Source organism: Streptomyces sp. NBC_00510 (assembly GCA_036013505.1).
Taxonomy (GTDB): Bacteria; Actinomycetota; Actinomycetes; order Streptomycetales; family Streptomycetaceae; genus Actinacidiphila.
This window is the reverse complement of sequence record CP107851.1, coordinates 8,486,354-8,509,633: the sequence shown is the minus strand read 5'-3', so window position 1 is coordinate 8,509,633 and position 23,280 is coordinate 8,486,354. Positions and strand designations below refer to the sequence as shown.

At 69.7% G+C, this 23,280-nt stretch carries 17 protein-coding genes; 8 read left to right on the top strand and 9 right to left on the bottom strand.

Annotated elements, in window-relative coordinates:
* Positions 1 to 13 precede the first annotated feature (13 nt).
* Positions 14 to 424, top strand: a complete 411-nt coding sequence (locus OG937_38620) for a hypothetical protein (GenBank protein WUD77205.1) — start codon at positions 14 to 16, stop codon at positions 422 to 424.
* Between the two features lie 56 nt (positions 425 to 480).
* Here the strand turns inward: OG937_38620 and OG937_38615 are convergent, their stop codons facing one another.
* Entirely contained in the window at positions 481 to 906 is a 426-nt protein-coding gene (locus OG937_38615; protein WUD77204.1) for a VOC family protein, read from the bottom strand.
* Positions 907 to 1,056: 150 nt separating this feature from the next.
* Entirely contained in the window at positions 1,057 to 3,786 is a 2,730-nt protein-coding gene (locus OG937_38610; protein WUD77203.1) for a carbohydrate-binding protein, read from the bottom strand.
* A 431-nt stretch (positions 3,787 to 4,217) separates the two neighbouring features.
* Between OG937_38610 and OG937_38605 the strand changes: the two genes are divergently transcribed.
* Positions 4,218 to 4,817 (top strand): hypothetical protein, encoded by a 600-nt coding sequence (locus tag OG937_38605; protein ID WUD77202.1) that lies wholly within the window; start codon positions 4,218 to 4,220, stop codon positions 4,815 to 4,817.
* Positions 4,818 to 4,945: 128 nt separating this feature from the next.
* Here OG937_38605 and OG937_38600 read toward each other — a convergent pair whose 3' ends face one another.
* Both OG937_38600 and OG937_38595 read right to left on the bottom strand, forming a co-directional pair.
* Positions 4,946 to 6,289: an MHS family MFS transporter gene (locus OG937_38600; protein WUD77201.1), complete on the bottom strand. Its 1,344-nt coding sequence runs from the start codon at positions 6,287 to 6,289 to the stop codon at positions 4,946 to 4,948.
* Positions 6,290 to 6,426: 137 nt separating this feature from the next.
* A complete protein-coding gene (locus OG937_38595; protein WUD77200.1) occupies positions 6,427 to 7,092 on the bottom strand; it encodes a TetR family transcriptional regulator in 666 nt (221 codons plus the stop codon).
* Between the two features lie 126 nt (positions 7,093 to 7,218).
* Between OG937_38595 and OG937_38590 the strand changes: the two genes are divergently transcribed.
* Positions 7,219 to 8,097, top strand: coding sequence for a shikimate dehydrogenase (locus tag OG937_38590; protein WUD77199.1), 879 nt, complete (start codon positions 7,219 to 7,221; stop codon positions 8,095 to 8,097).
* A gap of 37 nt (positions 8,098 to 8,134) precedes the next feature.
* A complete protein-coding gene (locus OG937_38585; protein WUD77198.1) occupies positions 8,135 to 9,940 on the top strand; it encodes a sugar phosphate isomerase/epimerase and 4-hydroxyphenylpyruvate domain-containing protein in 1,806 nt (601 codons plus the stop codon).
* A 66-nt stretch (positions 9,941 to 10,006) separates the two neighbouring features.
* On the opposite strand, the gene OG937_38580 is transcribed toward OG937_38585, so the two are convergent.
* Positions 10,007 to 10,918, bottom strand: a complete 912-nt coding sequence (locus tag OG937_38580; protein ID WUD77197.1) for a helix-turn-helix transcriptional regulator — start codon at positions 10,916 to 10,918, stop codon at positions 10,007 to 10,009.
* 210 nt (positions 10,919 to 11,128) lie between these two features.
* On the opposite strand from OG937_38580, the gene OG937_38575 reads away from it, so the two are divergent.
* The 4 genes from OG937_38575 to OG937_38560 all read left to right on the top strand — a co-directional run bounded on the left by OG937_38575 (position 11,129) and on the right by OG937_38560 (position 14,958).
* A complete protein-coding gene (locus OG937_38575) occupies positions 11,129 to 12,106 on the top strand; it encodes an aldo/keto reductase (protein ID WUD77196.1) in 978 nt (325 codons plus the stop codon).
* Between the two features lie 82 nt (positions 12,107 to 12,188).
* On the top strand, positions 12,189 to 13,223 hold the full coding sequence (locus tag OG937_38570) for an alcohol dehydrogenase catalytic domain-containing protein (GenBank protein WUD77195.1): 1,035 nt from the start codon (positions 12,189 to 12,191) through the stop codon (positions 13,221 to 13,223).
* Between the two features lie 53 nt (positions 13,224 to 13,276).
* Entirely contained in the window at positions 13,277 to 14,131 is an 855-nt protein-coding gene (locus tag OG937_38565) for an aldo/keto reductase (protein WUD77194.1), read from the top strand.
* A 125-nt stretch (positions 14,132 to 14,256) separates the two neighbouring features.
* The gene (locus OG937_38560; GenBank protein WUD77193.1) at positions 14,257 to 14,958 is read left to right on the top strand and encodes a hypothetical protein; all 702 of its coding nucleotides are present in this window, start codon (positions 14,257 to 14,259) and stop codon (positions 14,956 to 14,958) included.
* A gap of 47 nt (positions 14,959 to 15,005) precedes the next feature.
* Here the strand turns inward: OG937_38560 and OG937_38555 are convergent, their stop codons facing one another.
* The 4 genes from OG937_38555 to OG937_38540 all read right to left on the bottom strand — a co-directional run bounded on the left by OG937_38555 (position 15,006) and on the right by OG937_38540 (position 23,258).
* Positions 15,006 to 16,007, bottom strand: coding sequence for a LacI family transcriptional regulator (locus tag OG937_38555; protein WUD77192.1), 1,002 nt, complete (start codon positions 16,005 to 16,007; stop codon positions 15,006 to 15,008).
* A 144-nt stretch (positions 16,008 to 16,151) separates the two neighbouring features.
* On the bottom strand, positions 16,152 to 19,358 hold the full coding sequence (locus OG937_38550) for a glycoside hydrolase family 78 protein (GenBank protein WUD77191.1): 3,207 nt from the start codon (positions 19,356 to 19,358) through the stop codon (positions 16,152 to 16,154).
* 272 nt (positions 19,359 to 19,630) lie between these two features.
* Positions 19,631 to 21,838, bottom strand: a complete 2,208-nt coding sequence (locus OG937_38545) for a hypothetical protein (GenBank protein WUD77190.1) — start codon at positions 21,836 to 21,838, stop codon at positions 19,631 to 19,633.
* 157 nt (positions 21,839 to 21,995) lie between these two features.
* Complete coding sequence (locus OG937_38540; protein WUD77189.1) at positions 21,996 to 23,258, bottom strand: extracellular solute-binding protein; 1,263 nt, start codon at positions 23,256 to 23,258, stop codon at positions 21,996 to 21,998.
* Positions 23,259 to 23,280 lie beyond the last annotated feature (22 nt).

The window sequence follows — 23,280 nt, the reverse complement described above, 5'->3', positions numbered from 1 at the left end:
TATCTTCCACCAAGTGATCACTGTGTCGAACGATGAACTGATCGCCGCCGCGGAGGCCGTACTCCATCCGCACAGGGTGGGCGACCGGCTGTTCGGCAACGTGGGCTCCACGCTGGTCACCGATGCCGGCAACCTGTATTCAGGCGTGTGCATCGACACCGGGTCGGGCACCGGGTTCTGCGCGGAGCACTCGGCCATCGCCGCCATGGTGACCGCTCGCGAGTACCGGATCGCGAAGGTGGTCGCCGTGTGGCGGAACGACGAAGGTGCCTTGCACGTCCTCCCTCCGTGCGGCCGGTGCCGGGAGTTCATCCGCCAGATCGACCCGGCGAACCTGGATGCAGAAGTGGTCCTGGGACGCCACAAGACGGCGAGGCTCCGCGACCTCCTGCCCGCCCATGAGTGGCCTGACCCGTTGGACTGATCTGTGACGGTGTCAATCCAGGCCCCCGGATACCGCGCCTGGAACCATGCGCTGCATCAAGACGGCCCGTCCGGGTTCTGACCTGCGGCCGGTCGCGCCATGGACTGCACAATCTGTACGGGGTTGCCGTCGGGGTCAGCCGTCCAGGCGATCAGCAGTCGATCGAGCCAGGCATGCGGGGGCGCGAGGGCGGGTGCTCCGTCCGCGACGAGAGCGTCGTAGGCCGCGGTCGTATCGTCCGTCCAGAGGATGACGGCCGCGCGCTGGCCGTGGACGAGCGGGTCCAGGCCGTGGTCATCGCGGGTGGAAGCAGCGGAGGCGATGCCGATCTTGTATCCGTCCAGCATGAGATCGACGTGCATCGGCTCGCCCTCCGTGGGCACGCGGAACGTCTCGGTGAATCCCAGCCGGACGTAGAAGGCAACGGCCCGCGGGAGATCATCACTGAACAGAATCACTTGAGGCGTCCGGAAGGCCGACATGGGGCGACCGTACCGGCGGCGCCCGGCGGGCGCATCAGCGGACATCGGCGATTCCAGGACGCTCCCTGCGGTTCCATGGGCCCGGCCGGACATCGGCCGAGCCCATGGAACCCGACCGGGGGCGCGTCCCGCCCTCGGTCCACGGGCGTCCTACGGCGTGATGCGCAGGGCGTCCACCATCCCCACCGAGGCGCTGCGGTTGACGATGCGGATGGTGTGCGTTCCCCGGGTCAGGCCGCTGCGTTGCCAGACGGTCTGCTGCACCTGCCGCGCGCCGGAGACGCGCAGGTCCACCGTCGCCTGGAGGGCGCCGTCGAGATAGACGTCGACCGGTCCCATGTCGCCGTTGCGTTCGGAGATGTAGGCGACTCCCGTACCGGTGAAGGTGTACTGGGCCACGGCGTTCACCGTCGTGCTGTGGTGGGTGTCGTCGTTGTAGTCGCCGTAGCCTCGCCCGCTGGTCGCGTGCCAGTTGCTGTCGTAGGTCAACTGGGTGTTGTTGATCATGGGGTTGGGGGTCTGGGCCATGCCCAGGGTGGAGGTGGTGCCGCTCAGGGCCTTCTCTCCCTGGTTCGCGGATCCGGTGAGGCGTACGGGGGAGTAGGAGGACAGCGGCTTGGCGGTGCGCTCCACCACGTACACCCTTCCGGCGACCGTGGGGAGGTCGAACTCGGCGGCGCTGGTGGTGAGTACGGTCGTGCCGCCGGAGACGTCGCGGACCCTGACCTGCTGACTCCCCCACGGGTTCACGATGCGCGTGGCGTTGCCGTACAGGCTCTTGATGCCGATGTACTTCACCTCGCCCGCCTCACGCTCCGAACTGACCGTGAAGCCGCCCTTGGCCAGCAGGGTGAATCGTCCCGTGAACGAGGAGTCGCTCGGCGCCGCGGGGAAGACCCGGATCTTGTCGTTGTAGGACTGGAGCAGCGACTCGTTGAGGGCCGCGAGGTGCACCCCGAGGTATTCGAAGACGCCGTTGGTGTTGTCGGTCATGCCGTTGGGATAGGTCTGGTACTTGCGGAGCATCGTCTTCATGCCCTGGTACGCCTGGTCGCCCAGCCCCAACCGGGCCGCCTGCACGGCGTCGTTGGCCCAGACGTTGCCGTACGGGAAGGGACGTGCGTTGAAGGTGTTCACGGCCTTCTGCTGGTCCGGGTAGCCGATGCCGGTCCGGTCGTAGGGCCAGATGATCTCGGCCGCGACGTTCTCCCCGTTGCGGGTCTGCGCGAGCGGTGGGGTGTGCGGCAGGTAGACGTCCGCGGTGGACGGGTAGGCGATCAGGTTGTCCACGATCCGCTGCCACTGCGGCCGCAGGTCGGCGTCCAGGCTCAGCGACTGGGACGCGCGGATCGCGAGGGGGAACAGGGTGCGCACCGCCGCGAGGTCGGTGATCGCGTTCGGTACGTTCCAGTACGTCTCGTGCGCGTGCGAACTCGCCACGTAGTACGTGCCGGAGGCGGAGTCGTAGGACAGCTTCGCGGCGTAGAACTTCACCACGTCCCGCATGAAGGGATAGGCGGTGTTCCGCAGGTAGGCGGTGTCGTTGGTGTACGCGTACTGGAGATACATGTTGTACGCGGCCTCGGTGCCCGTCGACCAGATGTTCTTCGTGAAGTCGCTGTTGACGGTGCCCCGGGCGTTGCCGTCCCAGCCCATGGTCTCCGGCACCCACAGCCCGTCGACGTTGTAGCGGGTCCGGGTGTACGCCTTCAGCGCAGTCGCGTTGCGGCTGTAGAGGCGGTTGAAGCCGGCCAGCAGGTCGACGTGGTTGGAGGCGAGGAAGGAGTTGTAGACGTCGCGCTGGTTCCAGAACCAGTAGGCGTTGCTCCACTTGGTCTGGTCACCGGTGGCCCGGAACACGCCGTTGATGAAGTGGAACGGATTGGTGCCGTACCCACCGGCGGCGATCATGTACGTGCTCAGGTAGTAGACGTTCTCCAGGTAGTCCGCGTCCCCGGACAGCCCCGAGTACTGCACGAACGACTTGCCCCAGAAGTCGTGCCACCAGGACCGGAAGTCGCCGAGCGTCGCGCTGTATCCTCGGCTCTTGGCCGATGCCAGCGCGCGCTTCGCCTCGGTCGCCGAATCGTGGGAGGGCGCGTTGAGGCGGCTGCTCGCGGTGAACCAGACGGTGTAGCTGCGTGATGGGGTGATAGAGAGCCGGACGGTCCGGCCGTCGACGACCCGTGCGTTGTAGGCCGCTCCCTCCACGCTGGCCGCCAGGGTGTAGCCGAAGTTCTGCGCGTCGGACTGGCCGCGGCTGAGTCCGGCGCCCGCGGAGTCGGCGTACGTCGAGACCGTCTTCCAGGTGTTGAGGTCGGGCACGTCACCGCTGTTGCCCAGCTGGGAGGTGTCCCACAGGCTCAGGTCGAGGTTGACCGCGGAGACCCCGGAGCGCGAGTCCTCGACGTGCACGCCCATGACCTCGGAATTGGGTACGCCCATCACCGTCACGGTGCGGTTGGCGTCGTACGTGGTGGTCAGGGTGCCGTCGTAGAGCGACAGGCGTTGCTGATAGGTGCTGTAGCCGCTCTCGAGCGCCGGGGTCGTGGACAGGTTGAGCAGTCCCGCGCCGAACGCCGTCTGCTGCGAGGTGTCCACACCGGACACCTGCATGGTCAGCCCGTTGCTCTGCCAGGCCATCGCACCCGTACGGCCGTTGCCGACGGTTAACCCGTGCAGCGGGTTGGTGGTGGGCCGGTTGTAGACGAGGTCGTGCTTGGACAGGTAGGCGGCGCGATCCACGTTCAGGGCTCCGGTGGCGGAGTCGAACGCGGCGTCCGTCGGTGCCGCCACGGCCGGGGCCGAGAGGCCGACGGCGGTCGCGGTCATGATGCAGACGGCTGCGAGCGCGGCTCGCACGAGTCTGCGCAGTCTCATCGAATGCCCTCCCTGCTGGTCATGGGGGCGACGACCGGTGCCAGGCGGCGCGGGGCTGGAGTGCGACCGGTCGACGCGGAACTCGATTGATCGGATGACTTGGTCGGACTGCTTCTTCGGCGCACTCGCTTCCCCGTGCCGTACGAGAGCACAAAGAAGCGGCGCGCCGAGCAGGACATGTAACCGAATGCCCAAAGCCAGACGCACGATGACTGCTCGCCTTCGAAGCGCCTACGACAAGCGGAGGTACGGCGTGCGGGTACAGCACGACATCGGCATGGCCGCGTCAAAGGAAGTGAACATCGGATGTCTTGGCCGGTCAACACTCAGCGCAAAACGTCCGGCCGATAAGGTCGGCCGGACGTCGCCGGCTCCCTCGCGCCCACGACCCGGCTCCACACCGGGGACGCCTGTTCGGGGAGTTCCAGGGTGTGCACGGGCTGAGACGTGCCTGCCCTCCGTGTGGAGGGCAGGCGGGCTGGGCTCCCTCCCGTACCCACGGTGCACAAGCACGGGAGCCCGAGCCGAACATCGCCACCCAGACCACGTACCCCAGCTACGGCTACCGGCAGTCGCTGGGCTGGACCGGGCTCGGCGAGTACTGGGAGTCCACCAGCCGTACCCGCAACCATGAGATGTTCGGCTCCATCGGCCGGTGGATGTTCGAGGACCTCGCCGGTATCCAGGCCACCGCACCCGGTTACAAGGAGATCGCCATCAAGCCGCTGGTCGCACCCGGCCAGGGCATCGACAGCGCCTCGGCCACCTACGAGTCCGTCAACGGCAAGATCGCCTCGTCGTGGTCCCAGAGCTCCTCGCGGATCACCCTGAAGGTCACCATCCCCGCCAACACCACCGCGAAGGTGTACGTCCCGGTCACCAATCCGGCAGCGGTCCAGGAGAGCGGCAGCGGCAAGACCTACGCCGCCGCCAAGGCCCCCGGCGTCAAGCTCACCGGCACGCAGGGCGACGCGGTCGTCTACACGGTCGGATCCGGCACCTACACCTTCACCGCCTCGCTGAGCCGGTAGCAGTCCCCGGCGCGTCATCAACAAGGAGGGCCACCACACACTGACACGGACAACACCACGTGCGGCCGGGACGGATTCGTCCCGGCCGCACGCTTGCTCCGCCTGCCTCGGTGTGGACGGCAGGCGGGTCAGACCTCGACCGTCATCCGGCTGGATACGGGGTGGGTGTCGTGGAGGCCGAGCCGTTCGGTGGGCACCTTGTGGGTCTCGCGGGCGGTGAGCGCGGCAAGTACCGGGGGCACGCAGAGGGCGGCGGTGAACAGGGCGACCGCGCCCCAGTCGTCGCCGTCGGGGCCGGCGATCTGCGCGGCGAAGGTGACCGCGAACCCGGCGATGGCGAAGCCGATCTGGGTGCCGATCGCCATGCCCGACAGGCGGACGCGGGTGGGGAACATCTCGCCGTAGAAGGACGGCCACACGCCGTTGGCGGCGCTGTAGACGACGCCGAAGGCGAGCACGCCGAAGAGCAGGACCAGCGGGTACGAGCCGGTGGAGATGGCCCACAGGTAGGCGCCCATCATCACGGCGCTGCCGGCCGCGCCGGCCAGGTAGACGGGACGCCGGCCCACGCGGTCGGAGAGGTGGGCCCACAGCGGGATGGCGCCGAGGGCGACGAGGTTGGCCAGGGCTCCGACCCACAGCATGTCGGAGCGGTCCAGGCCCACCGCGTCACCGGTCGCGTAGGCCAGCGCCCACACGGTGAAGATGGTGCTCACGGAGGCGACGAGGGCACCGGCGATCACCCGCAGGACGTCCGCCCAGTGGTCGCGGAGCAGGACGAGCAGCGGCAGCCTGGCGACGCCCTCGGCCGCCGCGGCCTGCTGCACGAAGGCGGGGGTCTCCTCAACGTCGCGGCGGATGAACCAGCCGACGACGGCGACCGCGACGCTCAGCCAGAACGGTATCCGCCAGCCCCAGGTGAGGAGTTGGTCCTCGGGCAGGGAGGCGACGGCGATGAAGACGAGGGTGGCGAGGAGCTGCCCGGCCTGGGTGCCGTTGAGGGTGAAGCTGGTGAAGTAGCCGCGGCGGCGCGGCGGTGCGTGTTCCAGCGTCATCGAGTTGGCGCTGGCCTGCTCCCCGGCGGCGGAGATCCCCTGCAGGACGCGGAGCAGGACGAGGAGCACCGGGGCCGCGCCGCCGATCTGCGCGCGGGTGGGCAGGCAGCCGATGAGGAACGTCGACAGGCCCATCAGCAGCAGCGTGAAGAGCATGATCCGCTTGCGTCCGAGGCGGTCCCCGAAGTGGCCGAGGAAGAGCGCGCCGAAGGGGCGGGCGGCGTAGGCGACTCCGAACGTGGCGAGCGAGAGCAGGGTCGCGGTGGCCGGGTCGGACTCGTCGAAGAAGACCTTCGGGAAGATCAGCGCGGCGGCGCTGCCGTAGATGAAGAAGTCGTAGTACTCCAGCGCGCTGCCGATCCAGGCCGCGAGTGCGGCCTTGCGCGGCTGGCCCTGATGGGCTGCGGGGACGGTCACGGCGGGGCTCCTTCGGGAGGGACCAGCCGGGGCGCGGACGAAGACCCCGGCTAATTAACCCACTGGATAGTTAATAGCGGGTGGCTACGGATGGTGGGGCAGCCTCTCCCGGGTGTCAAGGGGTCGCGCAGGGACGATCAGCCGGCCGGGTGCTCCGCCGTCAGATAGGCGACCACCATGTCGCCGAGCATCGTCCGGTAGTGCTCCCGGCGGTCGGCGGCGACCAGGTCGCGGTCGAACAGGGCGCCGAAGGTGTGCCGGTTGGCGACCCGGAAGAAGCAGAAGGAGCTGATCATCGCGTGCAGGTCGACGGCGTCGATGTCGGCCGTGAACACACCGGACCTGCGGCCGGCCGCCAGGATCCGGCGGAGCACGTCGATGGCGGGCGAACTGAGGGCGCTGAGCTGCTCCGAGGCGGCCATGTGCTCGGCCTCGTGGATGTTCTCGATGCTGACCAGCCGGATGAAGTCCGGGTGCGCCTCGTGGTGGTCGAAGGTGAGTTCGGCGAGCCTGCGGATGGCGGCCACCGGGTCGAGGTGGTCCACGTCGAGGTCCTGCTCGGCCTGCCGGATCACGGAGTACGCGCGCTCCAGCACGGCGGTGAACAGCTGCTCCTTGCCGCCGAAGTAGTAGTAGATCATCCGCTTGGTGGTGCGGGTGCGGGCGGCGATCTCGTCGACCCGGGCGCCGGCGTAACCGGCGCGGGCGAACTCCTCGGTGGCCACGTCGAGGATCTCGGCCTGGGTGCGGGCGGCGTCGCGCGTGCGCCCGCCCGTCCGCGCCGGCTGTTCGGCAGTGGCCATCCGCTTCCTTCGCTCGGTCTTGTGTTCGCGATTGTAGAGGGGCAGCCCCACCCCTCGGTCTTCCCTGCTGCGCCACGTCCTGATATGAGTAACGAACCAGTTCGTACATTACGCGGAGGAGCCAAGGTGCCCCAGGACTCGTATCTCGTCGGCCTGATCGGCTCCGGCATCGGCCCCTCCCTCAGCCCCGCGCTGCACCAGCGCGAGGCGGACCGCCAGGGCCTGCGCTACCTCTACCGGCTGCTCGACCTGGACACGCTGGGGATCCGGCCCGCGGCCGTGGGCGGCATCGTGCGCGCCGCCCGTGACACGGGATACGACGGGCTGAACATCACCCACCCCTGCAAGCAGCTGGTCGTCGACCACCTCGACGCGGTGTCCCCACAGGCCGAGGCGCTCGGCGCGGTGAACACCGTGGTCTTCGAGAACGGCCGTACCACCGGCCACAACACCGATGTGACCGGCTTTGCCGCCTCCTTCGCGCGCGGCCTGCCCGACGCCGCCATGGAACGCGTCGTGCAGCTCGGCGCGGGCGGAGCCGGCGCCGCCGTCGCCCATGCCCTGCTCACCCTCGGCACCGAACGCCTCACCGTCGTGGACGCGCTCGCCGACCGCGCGGCGGATCTCGCCGCCTCCCTCAACCGGCACTTCGGCCCCGGCCGTGCGGTCGCCGCCGCGCCCGCCGCGCTGCCCGCACTCATGCCCGGCGCCGACGGCCTGGTGCACGCCACCCCCACCGGCATGGCCGCCCACCCCGGCCTGCCGCTGCCGGCCCGGCTGCTGCGCCCGGCACTGTGGGTCGCCGAGGTGGTCTACCGGCCGTTGGAGACGGAACTGCTGCGCACCGCCCGCGCGCTGGGCTGCCTCACGCTCGACGGAGGCGGCATGGCGGTCTTCCAGGCCGCGGACGCCTTCCGGCTCTTCACCGGCCGCGAGCCCGACAGCGCCCGGATGCTCGCGGACATCACGGAACTGACAGCCGGCACGGCAGACGCCAGGAACTGAGAGAGCCGGGACACGACAGGCACCCAGGAGAAGCCCCATGCGCACGTCCATCGCCACCGTCTCGCTCAGCGGCCCCCTCACCGAGAAGCTCAGCGCGGCCGCCCGCGCCGGATTCCAGGGTGTGGAGATCTTCGAGAACGACCTGCTCGCCTCCCCTCTCTCCCCCGGGGAAATCCGGTCCCGCGCCGCCGACCTGGGCCTGTCCATCGACCTCTACCAGCCCATGCGCGACATCGAGGCGGTGCCCGAGGACACCTTCACCCGGAACCTGCGCCGCGCCGGGCACAAGTTCCGGCTCATGCGGGAGCTCGGCACCGACACGATCCTGGTCTGCTCCAGCGTCTCCCCGCTCGCCGCGGACGACGACGCGCTCGCCGCCGCCCAGTTGCGCAGGCTCGCGGAGCTGGCGCAGGAGCACGGCGTCAAGGTCGCCTACGAAGCCCTGGCGTGGGGACGCCACGTCAACACCTACGACCACGCCTGGCGCATCGTCGAGGCCGCCGATCACCCCGCGCTCGGCGTGTGCCTGGACAGCTTCCACATCCTGGCCCGGGGCTCGAACCCCAAAGGCATCGAGGACATCCCCGGCGAGAAGATCTTCTTCCTCCAGCTCGCCGACGCCCCGCTCATGGCCATGGACGCTCTCCAGTGGAGTCGCCACTACCGGTGCTTCCCCGGCCAGGGCGGCTTCGACATCCCCGGCCTGGTCGGGCACGTCCTGCGCGCCGGGTACCAGGGCCCGCTCTCCCTGGAGGTCTTCAACGACGTCTTCCGCCAGGCCGACGCGGGCCGCACCGCCGTCGACGCCCAGCGCTCACTGCGACTGCTGCAGGAGACCGTCGGCACCGCCTCCCCGCCCGCACCCCCAGCCCCCACCGGCGTCGCCTTCGCCGAACTCGTCACCCCCGACACGGAACCGGTCGCCGCGCTGCTGGGCGCGCTCGGCTTCACCCGTACCGCACGGCACCGCGGCAAACCCGTCGAACTGTGGCAGCAGGGCGAGGCCCGTATCCTGCTCAACACCGCCTCCGCGGCAGACCGGGAGGGCCAGAGCCTCACCCTCGCCGCCATCGGCCTGGAGACTCCCGACCCCGCCCGCGCCGCCCAGCGTGCCGAGGCCATGCTCGCCCCCGTCCTGCCGCGCCGCCGCGCCCCCGAGGACGCACCTCTCGACGCGGTGGCCGCGCCCGACGGCACCGAGCTGTTCTTCGCGGCCACTGACCCCGCCGGCACCGACGGCTGGCTCGCGGACTTCCCCCCGCTCCACGCAGTCGAGGACAAGGGCACAGGCATCCAGCGCATCGACCACCTCGCGCTCACGCAGCCGTGGCACCGCTTCGACGAGGCCGCGCTCTTCCACCGCGGCGTCCTCGGCCTCCACCCACAGGAAAGCATCGACGTCGCCGACCCCTACGGCCTGCTCCGCAGCCGCGCCGTCACCACCACGGACGGCACCGTCCGCATCGTGCTCAGCGTCGGACCCACCCCCGCCGACGACCGCACCGCCCATGCCCAGCACATCGCGCTCGGCACGGACGACCTGCTCGCCACGGCCCACCACATCCGCGCTGCGGGCGGCCGCCTCCTGGCCGTGCCGGCGAACTACTACGACGACCTCGCGGCCCGCTTCGGCCTCTCCCCCGACGAACTGGCGGCCTACCGCGAACTGGGCATCCTCTACGACCGCGACGCACACGGCACCTTCCTGCACTGCTACACCGAAACGGTGGGACGCGTCTTCTTCGAGATCGTCCAACGCGACGCCTACCGCGGCTACGGCGCTCCCAACGCCCCCATCCGCCTCGCCGCGCAGCACGGCGGTCGCCTTCTTCCCGCGAGCTGACGCAAACTCCGCGCACTTGAGGCGTCATCACGGCCTGGGTAGCGAGCCCGGCGCTCCGGTTCAGGGCTACCGGCGGGGCTGCTCCGCGTCCGCCCCGGCTGGTTGCTGCGCCGGCTGGGCCGCGGTCATGTCGAGCAGGAGCAGGGCGTCGTGGTCGGGGGTGCCGGGTTCGGCGGTGTAGACGCCGATGCGCTGACCGGGGGTGCCCTCCAGTTGCATGGACTGGGAGGTGAGGGTGACGGTTCCGACGCGGGGGTGGTGGAAGGTCTTCTGCGCGGGCTTGCGGCCGGTGACCTCGTAGCGTTCCCAGAGCCGGGCGAAGTCGGGGCTTTTGAGGAGGAGTTCGCCGACCAGGTTGGTCAGGTCGGGGGCGTCGGGGGCGGTGCCGGCGACGGCGCGCAGCCGTGCGACGCAGGCGGTGATCTGGCGGTCCCAGTCGGGGAACAGGGTGCCGGCGGCCGGGTGGAGGAAGAGGTAGCGGGCGAGGTTGCGGTGCTTGGCCGGCCAGTCCTCCAAGCCTGCGTACAGGGCGAGGCCGCCGGGGTTCCACGCCAGCATGTCCATGCTGCGGCTGATGACGTAGGCGGGGTTGGGGCGCAGCGATTCCAGCACCAGCTTCAGGTGCGGGCGCACGGTGCGGCTCGGTGCGGGTGGTGTCTCGGGCGCGTAGCGGGCGGCCCGCGCGGCCAGATCGCGCAGGTGCTGGTGTTCCTGGTCGTCCAGGCGGAGCGCGCGGGCGAGCGCGTCGAGCACGGACGGGCTGGGGCGGGTCTCCTTGCCCCGCTCGAGGCGCACGTAGTAGTCGATGCTGATCCCGGCGAGCGTGGCCAGCTCCTCGCGGCGCAGCCCCGGGGTGCGGCGCAGCCCCGGACCGACGGTGAGACCGGCCTGCTGGGGGCTGGTCTGGGTGCGGCGTGCGCGCAGGAAACGGCCCAGCTCCGCGCCTTCACTACCGCCGGTGGAGTGCTCGGATGCCATGGCACCAGTGTCACACCGGGTGGCCGCGGGGTGGGGGGCCCTGTCATTACCCCCGAACGGCTCGCCCTGCCTGCGGCCGCGGAAAAGCACGAGGGTGAAGACACGACGAGCTGCGTCCACAGGCCTCACCACGTCGGGTTGAACGATCACGAGGTGGTCTGCGGGCGGGGTGGGCACAGCGCGTAAGACGACGGAGAGCGGAGAGAGCGGATGCGGTACCTCAAGCTGCGTGACCTGGAGGTTTCCCGGATCGGACTGGGTGCGATGGGCATGTCGCACGGTTACACCGGTTCCGGCACCGATGAGGCGGAGTCGGTGCGGACCGTGCACCGGGCGCTGGAGCTGGGCGTCACGCTGATCGACACCGCCGAGATCTACGGCCCCTACACCAACGAGGAGCTCCTCGGGCGGGCGCTGAAGGGCCGCCGTGAGCAGGTGGTGCTGGCGACGAAGTTCGGCCTCGTGTCACACGCGGGCGAGGGGGCGTGGAATCCGGACAGCAGCCCCGCCAACATCCGCACGGCCGTCGAGGGCTCGCTCAAGCGGCTGGGCACCGACCACATCGACCTGTACTACCAGCACCGTGTCGACCCGAGCGTCCCGATCGAGGAGACGGCCGGCGCGGTGGGCGAACTGGTCGCCGAGGGCAAGGTCCGGTTCCTCGGCCTGTCCGAGGCCGGTCCGGACACCATCCGCCGTGCCGATGCCGTCCATCCCGTCACCGCGGTGCAGTCGGAATACTCCCTGTGGACCCGGAGCGTCGAGGAGCGGGTGCTGCCGGTACTGCGCGAGCTGAACATCGGCCTGGTGCCGTTCTCGCCGCTCGGGCGCGGCTTCCTCACCGGCACGATCCGCTCCACCCACCAGTTCGACGAAGACGACTTCCGGCGCGGCAACCCGCGCTTCACCGGAGAGAACTTCCAGCGCAACCTGGCGATCGCCGACGAGGTCCAGGCCGTCGCCGCCGAGGTCGGCGCCACACCCGCCCAGGTCGCGCTGGCCTGGCTGCTCGCGCAGGGCGACGACATCGCGCCCATCCCCGGCACCAAGCGCGTGACCCGGGTCGAGGAGAACACCGCGGCCGACGGCCTCACCCTGACCGCCGGGCAGATCGCCAAGCTCAGCAGTCTGCCGGTCGCCGCCGGCGAGACCCACACCGAGGCCCAGGCGCAGTTGCTCGAGCGCTGATCCGCCGGGCACCGCCCCCGGCCGGGAACGCCCGGCAGGGATCTCCCACCGCAACACACTTTTCCAGGCAGGAGCAGCTTTCATGCGCGCAGCAGTGATGTACGGAGCCGGCGACGTCCGGATCGAGGACCGTCCCGACCCGAAGATCCAGCAGCCCACCGATGCCGTCGTCCGTGTCGTCCTGTCCTGCGTGTGCGGCAGCGACCTGTGGCCGTACGCGTCGATGCCTGCCGCCGGGACCGGCCGGCCGATGGGGCACGAGTTCCTCGGTGTCGTCGAGGAGACCGGCTCCGAGGTGCCGGGACTCCAGGCGGGCGACCTGGTCGTGGCACCGTTCACGTACTGCGACAACACCTGCGACTACTGCGCCCGGGGCCTGCACATGTCCTGCCGCAACGGCGGCCGGTACGGCTTCGACGGCGTGGACGGCGGTCAGGGCGATGCGGTGCGCGTCCCGCAGGCCTCCGGCACCCTGGTCAAACTGCCCGTCGACGCCGACTCCGCTCTGCTGCGCTCGCTGCTCACGCTCTCCGACGTGATGGGCACCGGTCACCACGGCGCCGTCACCGCCGGTGTGCGCCGCGGCGACTCGGTGCTGGTCATCGGCGACGGCGCGGTCGGGCTCTGTGCGGTGATCGCCGCCAAGCGCCTCGGTGCCGAGCAGATCATCCTCATGGGCCGGCACACCGCCCGCACCGACCTTGGGCGCGAGTTCGGGGCCACCGACGTCGTCGCCGAACGCAGCGAGGAAGGCGCCGCCCGGGTGCGGGAGCTGACCGGCGGCGACGGAGTCGGCAAGGTCATCGAGGCGGTCGGCACCCGCCAGACCCTGGAGACCGCCCTGGCGGCCGTCGACGACGGCGGCACCATCAGCCGCCTGGGCGTCCCGCAGTACGAGGACGGCCCCGTCGGCCCGTCGATGATCATGCGGAACATCACCCTGACCGGCGGCGCCAGCCATGCCCGCGCCTACATCGAGCAGCTCCTGCCCGATGTCCTGGACGGCACCATCACCCCCGGCCGCGTTTTCGACCAGGACTTCTCCCTGGACCAGGTCCCGCAGGCCTACCAGGCGATGGCCGACCGCCGCGTGCTGAAGGCCCTCATCGCCCTCTGACCGTCCGTCCATCCATCAGCCCGCTGTGGCTTCCGAGCGACAAGGAAGATCCCGTGCAGACCGTCACCCTCAACAACGGCGTGCAGATGCCGATCCTCGGCTTCGGCGTCTACCAGATCCCGCCGGAGCAGACCGAGCAGGCCGTCTCCGACGCCCTCGCCGCCGGCTACCGGCTCCTCGACACCGCGGCCGCCTACGGCAACGAGGAGGCCGTCGGCCGCGCCATCAAGGCCAGTGACATCGCGCGCGAGGAGCTGTTCGTCACCACCAAGCTGTGGGTCCAGGACGCCCCCGCCCAGGACAACAACACCCGGCGCGCCATCGAGACGTCCCTGAAGAAACTGGGCCTGGACCACCTCGACCTGTACCTGATGCACCAGCCCTACGGCGACGTCTACGGCCAGTGGCGTGCGATGGAGGCCGCCAACCGGGAAGGCCTGGCCAGGGCGATCGGCGTGGCCAACTTCTACCCTGACCGACTCCTGGATCTCACCTTCAACAACGAGGTCCCGCCCGCGGTCAACCAGATCGAGACGCACCCGTTCTTCCAGCGCACCGCCGACCACGACCTGATGCGCGAGCACGGCGTCCAGCACCAGTCGTGGGGCGGATTCGCCGAGGGCAGGAACGACCTGTTCGCCCAGCCCCTCCTCAGCGAGATCGGCGCGGCGCACGGCAAGTCCGTGGCGCAGGTCGTACTGCGCTGGCTGATCCAGCGCGGCATCGTCACCATCCCGAAGTCGGTCAACCCCGACCGGATGGCGCAGAACATCGACGTCTTCGACTTCGAGCTCGCCGACGACCAGATGGCCGCGATCGCCGCCCTCGACACCGGAACGACGCTGTTCTTCGACCACCACGACCCCGAGATGGTCGCCTGGCTCAGCAAGCGCCGCCTGGACGGCTGACCGGCAGGGGTCGCGGCAGCGGCCCCCTGCCGGAACCTCAGCTACCGCCAATCGCGAGTCCCGACGCAGGCTCGGGGCATCCCCTGGCACCGCCCTTCCCGTCGGTTCACCGGGAGCCGTCCACCGTGATCACGCCACAGCACCGCACTGCCATGCCGAGCCGGCGCACCGTCCTGCGCCGGGCACTGCTCACAGGAGCCGCCGCTGTGACCGGGAGCCATCTGACGGGCTGCTCCCCTTCCTCACCACAGCCGGAAACCTCCGCGCCCTCCCAGTCGGCTGCTGCGACCGGAGGCAGCGGAAGGCGAGTCCTGCTGGTCTACTTCTCCCGGCCGGGCGAGAACTACTACTACGGCCGCCGCACCGACTTGAAGGTGGGCAACACCGAGGTCCTGGCGAGGAAGATCAGCAGCCGCATCACCTGCGACACCTACCGCATCCAGGCCGCCGACCCCTACCCGAACGACTACGACGCGACCGTCCGGCGCAACGTCCGCGAACAGGACACCGACGCCCGGCCGGCCATCGCCGGCCGCCTGCCCGCTCTCAACGGCTACGACACGATCCTGCTGGGCAGTCCCATCTGGAACGTCAGAGCACCGATGATCATGACGACGTTCACCGAAGCCCTCGTTTGGCGCGGCAAGACCGTCCACCCGGTCACCACCTACGCCATGAGCGGCCTGGGAACGACCGACCGCGACTACGCCGCCTCCTGCCCCGGCGCCACCATCGCAGAGGGCCTCGCGGTCCGCGGCGAACAAGTCGAACGCGCCGATTCCGACATCGAAGCATGGTTGCAACGCCTCGGGATTCCCCGCGCATGAACGCGCCCTCGGCGTGAGGGCTGCCCCTGTGGGTCAGCGCAGTGGGGCTAACCAGTGGATACCAGCGACACGATCTCCGGGGCGAGTTGTACGTGAGGGCAGGTGAGAGCGCCAGACGTGGTTCCCCCCTGGTGGGACTGGGAGATCTGGTCGAAGAGCAGGTTCACTGCCGCTACGCCCATCTCCCGGTGGGGAACCCGTACGGCCGTGAAAGGTGCCGCAGCCAGGGGCGCCAACGCCGTGGCGTCGTAGCCGACGATGGCGACGTCCAGAAGCTCTCGCGTGCTGGGCCCGGCGGCAAAGACCTGGGCCACACCGATCGCCAGAATGCCGTTGACGCAGAAGAGGCCATCCGGCCGTTCCTCGTGTGGCCTTTGGGCGATGGCCTCGGCGCAGGCGACTCCCGCGTTCAGGGTCCCGTTGGTTGCGCGAACGACCTCCAGGGCGACGCCGGGCGCGGAGCCGAGAGCCTCTAGGGCACCGCGGAGTTGGTCTTGGACCTGCCGGTCGTCGAGGTCGTCCGTGACGAAGCCAAGTCGTCTTCTGCCCTGGCCGATGAGGTGCTGCACGGCGATGCGGCCTCCGAGGGCATGATCCGTGGAGACGGACGCCTGGGCGGTCGATGTCGCCTGCTGTGTGATGACGACACTGGGAATGCCGTGGGTGCGGATCCTGGCGAGTTCGGATTCGACGTCTCCGATGGGCGCGATGATGATGCCGGCCACTCGTTGCTGCTCGAACAGGCGTAGGTAGGACCGTTCGCGCTCCTCGGAGCTTCCATGAGCCATGAGGAGGTGCATGTTCTCCTTCGCGATCCGCTGCTCGATGGCGTGAGCAGCCCCGGATGCCCCCGCGCCGACGGGTTCGGCTGTGATGTACCCGATCACGGGGTTCGTTCCCGTGCGGAGCATGCGGGCTGCGTCGTTGGGGACGAAGCCGAGGGCTTCCACCGCCTGTTGAACGCGTGCCTGGGTGGCGCTGGTGAGTTTGTGCGGGTAGTGGAAGTAGTTCGAGACCGTGGAGGCGGACACGCCGGCTGCAGCGGCCACATCACGGATGGTCGGCTGGTTCAGCCGATTCTCCCGGGGTTCAGGGCGGCGCCCTGCCGCGTGGGGTGCGAGGCTCGCCGCCCGCTGACGGGCGGCGAGCCTCGTGCGATGGCGTTGGTCGGGCTTCGTCGAGGTGCCGGGAAGCTACTGCCCCGCGTGTACGTCCCGGGCGACGAAGACGTAGGTTCCCGAGGGCACGTGGTAGACCGCCCGGTCACCCTCGATGCGCCGGAAGGTTGCGCCCTTCGCGACCTCGTGCGGTGTGCGGCCGCCCTTGGGAACCCGGACCTCGGCCGTGGTGTTCGCAGGCACGTCGACCTTCAGCCGGAAGGTGCCCTTCTTGAGGGACCACTCGGATGCCACCTGTCCCTGGGGCGTCTCATAGCTGCCTTGGACGTGGGTGAGGTCTCCGACGATGCGGGGGTCGATCACCAGGTACCGGTACCCGGCGGTACCGCGGGCCTGGCGGATGCCCGCAAGGCCGCTGTGGAACCACTCCTCTATCTGCAGGAGGATCATGTGGTTCTTGGAGTTGCCCATGTCCCACTGTTCGGGATGGGTGGTGAGCCCCTGCGGGTTCGCGGTGGTCGGGGCCAAGAAGAACCCGTAGCTCGGCCGGGTGTCCTCCTGCAGCGCGTCCCACAGGACATCGTCGCGGCCCCCGTCCATCAGGGCCCGGACGATCGGGGCGAGGCCGATGGTGCCGCCGCTGAAGTGCGGTCCGCCGCCGAACGGCTGGAAGGCATAGACGAGTTCGACCAGCGCGTCCAGCACTCGCTGGCGTTCGCCCTCGGGGACCAGGCCTTCGTCGAGGGCGAGGGCCTGGGCGGCCTGGGTGGCACCGGTGGTGCCCGCGTTGCCCTGGCTGGTGTAGCGGCCGAGGGTCGTGTTGTAGAAGGCGTCGTTGAAGGCGGTCTTGATGTTGGAGGCGAGGCTCCGGTAGTCGAGGGCGTCGGCGTGACGGCCGAGGAGGTCGGCCATCTTCGCCATGCGGTCGGCGATCTGGTGGTAGCCCCACGTTCCGGTGATGCGGCCCGAGGTGTTCTCGGCGGCGATCCAGTCCGCCAGAGCGGCGTCCACGATGTAGGCGTCGGCGCCCGTGCCCACCTTCTGGGTCCTGATGTAGTTCATGAACGCCTGCATCTGCGGGTAGTACCGCGCCATGGTCTGGGTGTCGCCGTAGACCTCGTAGAGGAACCACGGCACCAGGACGATCCCGTTGCCCCAGTTGATCTCGTCGCCGAACCTGCCGGTGTATCCCCAGTCGTACACGGGTGCCTTGAGGGCGACGTTGCCGATGTTGTCGCCCGCCTTGGACTGGCCCTCGGCCAGGTGGCGCTCCATGGTGCGCAGGTAGGCGTTGTAGCCGAAGTTGCGGTGCAGGGAGCCGAAGGGCTGGAGGTAGTCCGCGGGGTAGGCCAGTTTCTCCCGTCCGGGGCAGTCGGTGAAGGTGGACATCATGTTGCTCATGATCGAGTACCGCGACATGCGGTGGATGCGGTTGATGCGGTCGTTGGAGGTCGTGACGGTGCCGGCGGTGGGGGTGGCCGCGTGGAGCTGCAGGCCGGTGATGGTCGAGGCGGTGGGTGTGTAGCCCTCGGGCAGGCCGGTCACCTGGACCCACTGCATCCCGAAGTAGTTGAAGCGGGGGTGCCACGTTTCGCCGTGCCCGTTGCCGCGGGTGGTGTAAGTGGCGAACACGTTGGTGCCGCGGCTGCTGCCGCCGCCCATGATGGAGGCCTGGTTGACGGTGCCGTCCGCGGCCAGCGACTCGGCCGGTTTCAAGGTGATGGTCGTGCCTGCCGGGACGGTGCCGTCCACGGCGAGCTCCGGCCAGCCGGCGATGTTCTGCCCGAAGTCGAACACCCACACGCCGGGGGTCGGCTGGGTGATGCTGACGGGGTGGATCCGGTCGGCGACCTTCACCGGCTCGCCGACGCGCCACACGAGCTCGGTCGTCAGGTTCGGGGGCGGCGCGATACCGGCGGGTGCCCATCCGGCGGCGCTGCCGTCGCGGCGCTTGGCCGTGGACGACAGGTCGGCGCCGGGGGCGTTCCATCCGGGCTGTTCGCGACGGGCGTCGTAGTCGGTCCCGGAGTACCAGTTGTCGGTGGTCGTCGGGCCGAGTGAGGTCTTCCAGGAGTGGTCGGTGACGATCGTCTGGACCGAGCCGTCGGCCTTGGCCAGCTCCAGGCGGGCGATCAGCCGGGGGGAGACGGCGGCCCCGGCGCTGGGGTCGGTGCCGGCCAGGGAGTTCCCCGAGCCGGTGACGGCCGCGTCGGCCGCGTGCTGCCTGGTCAGGGCCGGGGTGAAGGTGATGCCGGTTCCGTCCGCGCCGGCCGTGCCGATGGCGGTGATCGTGCGCGGCTCCAGGCGGTCGCCGCCGTCGCCGGTGTCGATGTTGATCGTGCCACCGACGTGGTAGCCGCTCACGCCGCTCAGCTTGACCGCGGTGTCCCCGGGCACGGCCGGGGCGGCCAGGGTGCCGCTGCCCTTGAACTGGCTTTGCCACCAGCCGTAGGGCGCGGTGCGGCCGGTGGCCGGGTTGGTGACGGAACGGGTGACCAGGGCCTGACCGTGGCCCACTTCGACGCCGAGGGTGTTCGCTCCGGAGCGGATGAGGGGGGTGACGTCGTACGCGCGGTATTCGACGGACAGCTGGTAGTTGGAGCTTCCCGGTGCGAGGACCTCGTCGGTGACGGCCTGTCCGTTGAGGCTGGCCTCGTGGAGGCCGACGCCGGCGAGGTACAGCCGCGCCTCGACGACCTTGCCGCTGTGCCGGTTGTCCACGTCGAAGGCGCGGGCGAAGATCGGCAGGGGGTCACCGACCTTCCGGCCGGGGTACTCGATCCACTGGGCCGGGTCCCAATCGGCGCGCTTGAGCAGCCCCATCTCCCATGCGGCGGGGCTGCTCCACGGCGTCACGTCGCCCCGGGTGTCCCACAGGCGCACCTGCCAGACGACGCTCTGGCGGGACCTGAGGGCCTTTCCCCGCCAGGGGATGTCGGTCTGGGCATCGGAGTGGACCTTGCCGGAGTCCCACAGGTAGCGTCCGCGGGCCAGGTCCGCGGAGGTGGCTGCCGCGCGTACCTGGTAGGCCTTCTGGGCCCAGTTCGCCGGGGCGCTGGTGACCTGCCAGCCCAGACGGGGAGAGGGATCGTCGACGCCCAGGGGCGCGTCGGTGCGGCCGTCGATGCTGAGGTGTCCGACGGTCACTTTGCCGCCGTGCGTGTGGGAGGTGGTGGCGGCCGCGGGGCTGGTGACCCCGATCGGGAGTGCCAGCCCTCCCGCCCCGGCCACCATGATCCCTACGACGTGTCGGCGACTCGGACCACGTGGTGCTTCGGACATCAAGAAACTCCTGTCGATCTAGGCAAGTCACAAGTGGTGTGCGGCGGCCGACGCTGCTCGGTGAGGAGCCGCCTCCGGCCACCGCGTCGTGCGGAGCAGGAGAGGAAAAGGGGGTAGTACTCCCCCGCGCTGCCGGGTCCGCGGCCACGTTGGGCCGGCGGGCAGTTGGCTGTCGTGATGCGGTGGGCCAGGTCGTGCTGCCGGCTGGATGCCGAACCGGCAGGGGCCTGGTCCCCGTCCGCGGGGAGGCACGGAGACCAGGCCGATCACCGTCAGCCGCGGCTGACGGTGATGTCGTACGTGCCGCCGGGAACGGTCAGCTGGGCGTAGCCGTCGGCGATGGTGCCCTGGTAGGCGTTGCAGCTTCCTGCCGTGCACACGGTGCGGCCGTTGATCTTGACGGTGGACCTGCCGTTGACCGGGACGGCGATCGTGCCGGCGGTGTTGCGCGGCGTGCCGGCGTGGAGGGTGAACGTGGAGTCCTTGGCCTTCGACTGCCAGTTCACCGCGATGTCGCCGTACTTGGTCGGGACGGAACCCTGGGCCCACTCGAGGTTGCCGGTGTGGGGCTTGATGCTCCAGGTGGCGTAGCCGGCGTTGACCGGGGTGACGCCGAGGACCTGCTCGGTGAGCTGGACGGTCGGGGAGGCCGCCCAGCCGTGGGCGAGGCTGGCGGTGGCGCGGTTGACACCGCCGTCGTTGTTCTTGAACTCCCAGAACGCGCCCGTGTAGAGCGGGTCGTTCTTGTCGACCATCTGTCCCCAGGTGCGGCGCATCAGGTCGAAGGCGCCGTTGGCGTCGCCGACGGTGAAGCGTCCGGCGGTCTCCATGCCGTTGCCGAAGGGCTCGATGGTGTGGCCGGTCGGGTCGACCAGGCCCGGGCCCATGATCGCGCCGTGCGGGGTCCACAGCGTCTTGAGGGCCTTCAGCACGCTGTCGCGCCGGTCGGCGGGGACGAAGCCGTACTGCAGGGCGAGGGCGTTGGCGTCCTCGACGAGCACGTCGGGGTGGTCGATGCTCTGGCCGTAGGCGCCCAGCTGGGGGTTCCACAGCTTGGCGTTGACGGCTTCCTTGATCTGGTCGGCCTTGGTGTCGTGCTCGCCGGCGATGGCGGCGGAGCCGACCTGCCGCTCCAGCCAGGCCATCTCCTTGAGCAGGATGTAGTAGTCGATGCTGTACTTGGTGACCTCGCCGGTCTGGCTGGCCTGCCAGTAGTCGCGGTCGTTGGAGGCCACGAGGTGGTTGGTGGTCAGGGACTTGTCGTTGTAGGCGAGCTCGGCACGCAGGGCGGGCAGGATCTTGGTGATGTAGTCCTTGTCGCCGGTGTACCGGTAGTAGTCGATGGCGGCGCGCGCGCCGTAGCCGGAGTAGTTGTTGGAGTAGAACAGCGGCGATCCGGCCGGGTTGCTGCCCTTGCGGAAGTCCGGCGAGCCGGGGATGGCCCCGTCGGCGCGCTGGGTGGCGAGCAGTACGTCGATCGAGGACTTGACGTAGCCGGCGCCCTCGTCACCCAGAGTGGAGATGGCGGTCGGTCCCTGGACCAGGAGGTCGCCGGTCCAGATGCTGCGGTCCCGCTTGGCGCCGTCGTAGATGCGCTTGTCGGCCAGGCCGTTGAGCCCGGCGGGCTTCAGGTTCAGCTGCAGTGTGTACGCGCCGGAGTACCACATCCTGTTGAGCTGGTCGTCGTCGGACAGGAACCAGCCCTTGTAGTCGGCGGGGGTGGCCCGGACGCCCTGGAAGTCCACGCTGGCGGCGGAGATGGAGATGCTGCCGGGCGAGGTCAGGGTGAGCAGGGCGAAACGGAAGCCGGGGTGGTAGCCGGCGGAGATCCGGCCCGTGGCGGTGGGCCGCAGGGTGTCGATGCCACCGACGCCCGCCAGGCCGCGGGACTCGTCCGAGCTGGGCGCGCCCGGGGCGCTGACCGCCGCAGTCGGGGCCGGGACGTCTCCGGTCAGGGCGGGCTTGAAGGAGATGGTCCTGGCGGTGGTGTCGAAGGCGGTGATCGTGCGGGTCTGCGCGGTCGTGCCGGTACCGAAGGTGATCTTGTTGCCGACCTCGAGGTTCGCCGTCGATGCGACGGTCACCTGCGTGTCGCCTGACGCCGCGGCGGCGGACACGGTGGTCGACGCAGGCGTGCGGATGTAGCGACGGGCCTCAGCCGTGGCAAGCGACAGGGTCGGATTGCCGTCGAGGGCGGTGACGTCGAAGTAGGGGGTCCCGGCGATGTCCTTGCCGAAGTCCAGGAGGACCGATGCGGGCGCGCCGCCGGTGACCGTGGTCAGGGTCGTTGCCTTCGGCTTGCCCTTGTCCTCGCCCTTCACCAGGGTCTTGGCGTGGGTGACGTCGCCCCGGGTTTCCACGTCGACCGGCTTCACCTGAGGGGTGGACGGGGCCAGGACGTAGGACTGCCAGTCGGGGTGCTTGGGCGTCGAAGCCTCGGCCTGGACCCCGACCGAGCCCACAGTCGCGAGCACTGCCACGGCAACGACGAGGCGAGAGCGCCTGAGGCCGCGGGAGGAGTCTGCACGAGCAGGTATGAATCGTTTCAACATGAGGGTGTGATCTCCCTTGGAAGAGGTGTGCGAAATGAGCGCCCGAACGGCCGGGGCGGAGCCGTCGCCCCGGCCGGGGTCAGTGTTAGGAGCCGGACGTGTAGTCGGCGTCCATGGCCTGGAGAATCTTGTCCGGTGTGGACTGGGCGCTGAAGATCTCCTGCAGGCCGCTGAGCATGGTCTGCTGCACCTTGGGGTTGGGCCAGAGCTGGTCCATGAAGGGCACGGTGCGGTCGTCGTTGACGAACGTGGACAGCTCGGTGAGCGACGGGTCGGGGGTGAAGCCGGTGTCCGACCGGGTCGGAAGGCCTCCTTGCGTCTTGACGAAGAGGTTCATGCCCTCGGGCGACATGACGAAGTCGACGAACTTCAGCGCGAGGTTCCTGTTCTTGGCCTTGGCGTTGACTCCGTAGCCGGTGCCCCCCGCGGCGGGCATGAAGAACTCCGAGGGGGTGTCGGTGGCCGGCAGTGCCTTGAGATGGAACTTTCCGCCGGGGTTCTTGCCCTTGAGCAGGGCGATGACCCAGTTGCCCTGGATGATGCCGAGGGTCTTGCCGGTGGCGGCGAGTTCCTGGCTGGCCTCGTAGCTGGTGCCCAGCGGGTCCTTCTGGAAGCAGCCGGCCTTGTCCATCTGCTGGTACTTGGCCATGGCGGTGGTCCACGGCGAATCCGCGAAGGTGGCCTGGCCCGCCTGCATCTTCTTGTCGAAGTCGGGGTCGGGGCCGTAGACGGTGGTGGCGGCCAGGGCGTAGAGGACGATCTGTGTGACCCAGTTGTCCTGGATGCCCAGGGCGAAGGCGGGGGTTCCCTCGGCGTTCGCGTCCTTGCAGAAGTCCAGGAGTTCGGTCCAGGTGCCGGGCGGGGTGAGGCCCGCCTTGTCCAGGGCGTCCTGGTTGTAGACGGCGCCGATGCCGTTGAGCCCGAAGACCCCGTTGTAGGTCTTCCCCTGGTACTGGGAGACGGTCTTGACCGCGTCGGGCAGCTTGGAAGCCCAGGGCCGGTCCGACAGATCGAGGAGGTAACCGGGCTTGGCCAGCACGTAGGTGGCCGCGGGGTTGCCGTTGCCCGGCCAGACCGACATCACGTCCGGACCGGTGCCGGAGGCGAGCTTGGTGCGGATCTGCTGCTGGTACTGGTCGGCGCTGCTGATGGTGAGGCGCACGTCGATGCCGGGGTTGGCCTTCTCGAAGGCCTTGACGACGGGCTCGATTGATCCCTGGTCCTGCGAGGCGATGGTCAAGGTGGTGGAGGAGTTCCCGCCGGCGGCGTTGGTGCCGCCGCTGCAGGCTGCCAGCAGGCCGGCAGCCGTCAATGCCGCTGTCACGGCGGACAGTCTGGTTCTGATCATGGTGTCTCCCGCGGGGAAGGGG

Excerpts from the sequence above, each read along its gene's own strand:
- OG937_38570 (WUD77195.1), top strand. The coding sequence starts at position 12,189 with ATGCGCGCAGCAGTGATGTACGGAGCCGGCGACGTCCGGATCGAGGAC.
- OG937_38615 (WUD77204.1), bottom strand. The coding sequence starts at position 906 with ATGTCGGCCTTCCGGACGCCTCAAGTGATTCTGTTCAGTGATGATCTC.
- OG937_38585 (WUD77198.1), top strand. The coding sequence starts at position 8,135 with ATGCGCACGTCCATCGCCACCGTCTCGCTCAGCGGCCCCCTCACCGAG.
- OG937_38540 (WUD77189.1), bottom strand. The coding sequence starts at position 23,258 with ATGATCAGAACCAGACTGTCCGCCGTGACAGCGGCATTGACGGCTGCC.
- OG937_38580 (WUD77197.1), bottom strand. The coding sequence starts at position 10,918 with ATGGCATCCGAGCACTCCACCGGCGGTAGTGAAGGCGCGGAGCTGGGC.
- OG937_38575 (WUD77196.1), top strand. The coding sequence starts at position 11,129 with ATGCGGTACCTCAAGCTGCGTGACCTGGAGGTTTCCCGGATCGGACTG.
- OG937_38595 (WUD77200.1), bottom strand. The coding sequence starts at position 7,092 with ATGGCCACTGCCGAACAGCCGGCGCGGACGGGCGGGCGCACGCGCGAC.
- OG937_38550 (WUD77191.1), bottom strand. The coding sequence starts at position 19,358 with ATGTCCGAAGCACCACGTGGTCCGAGTCGCCGACACGTCGTAGGGATC.
- OG937_38610 (WUD77203.1), bottom strand. The coding sequence starts at position 3,786 with ATGAGACTGCGCAGACTCGTGCGAGCCGCGCTCGCAGCCGTCTGCATC.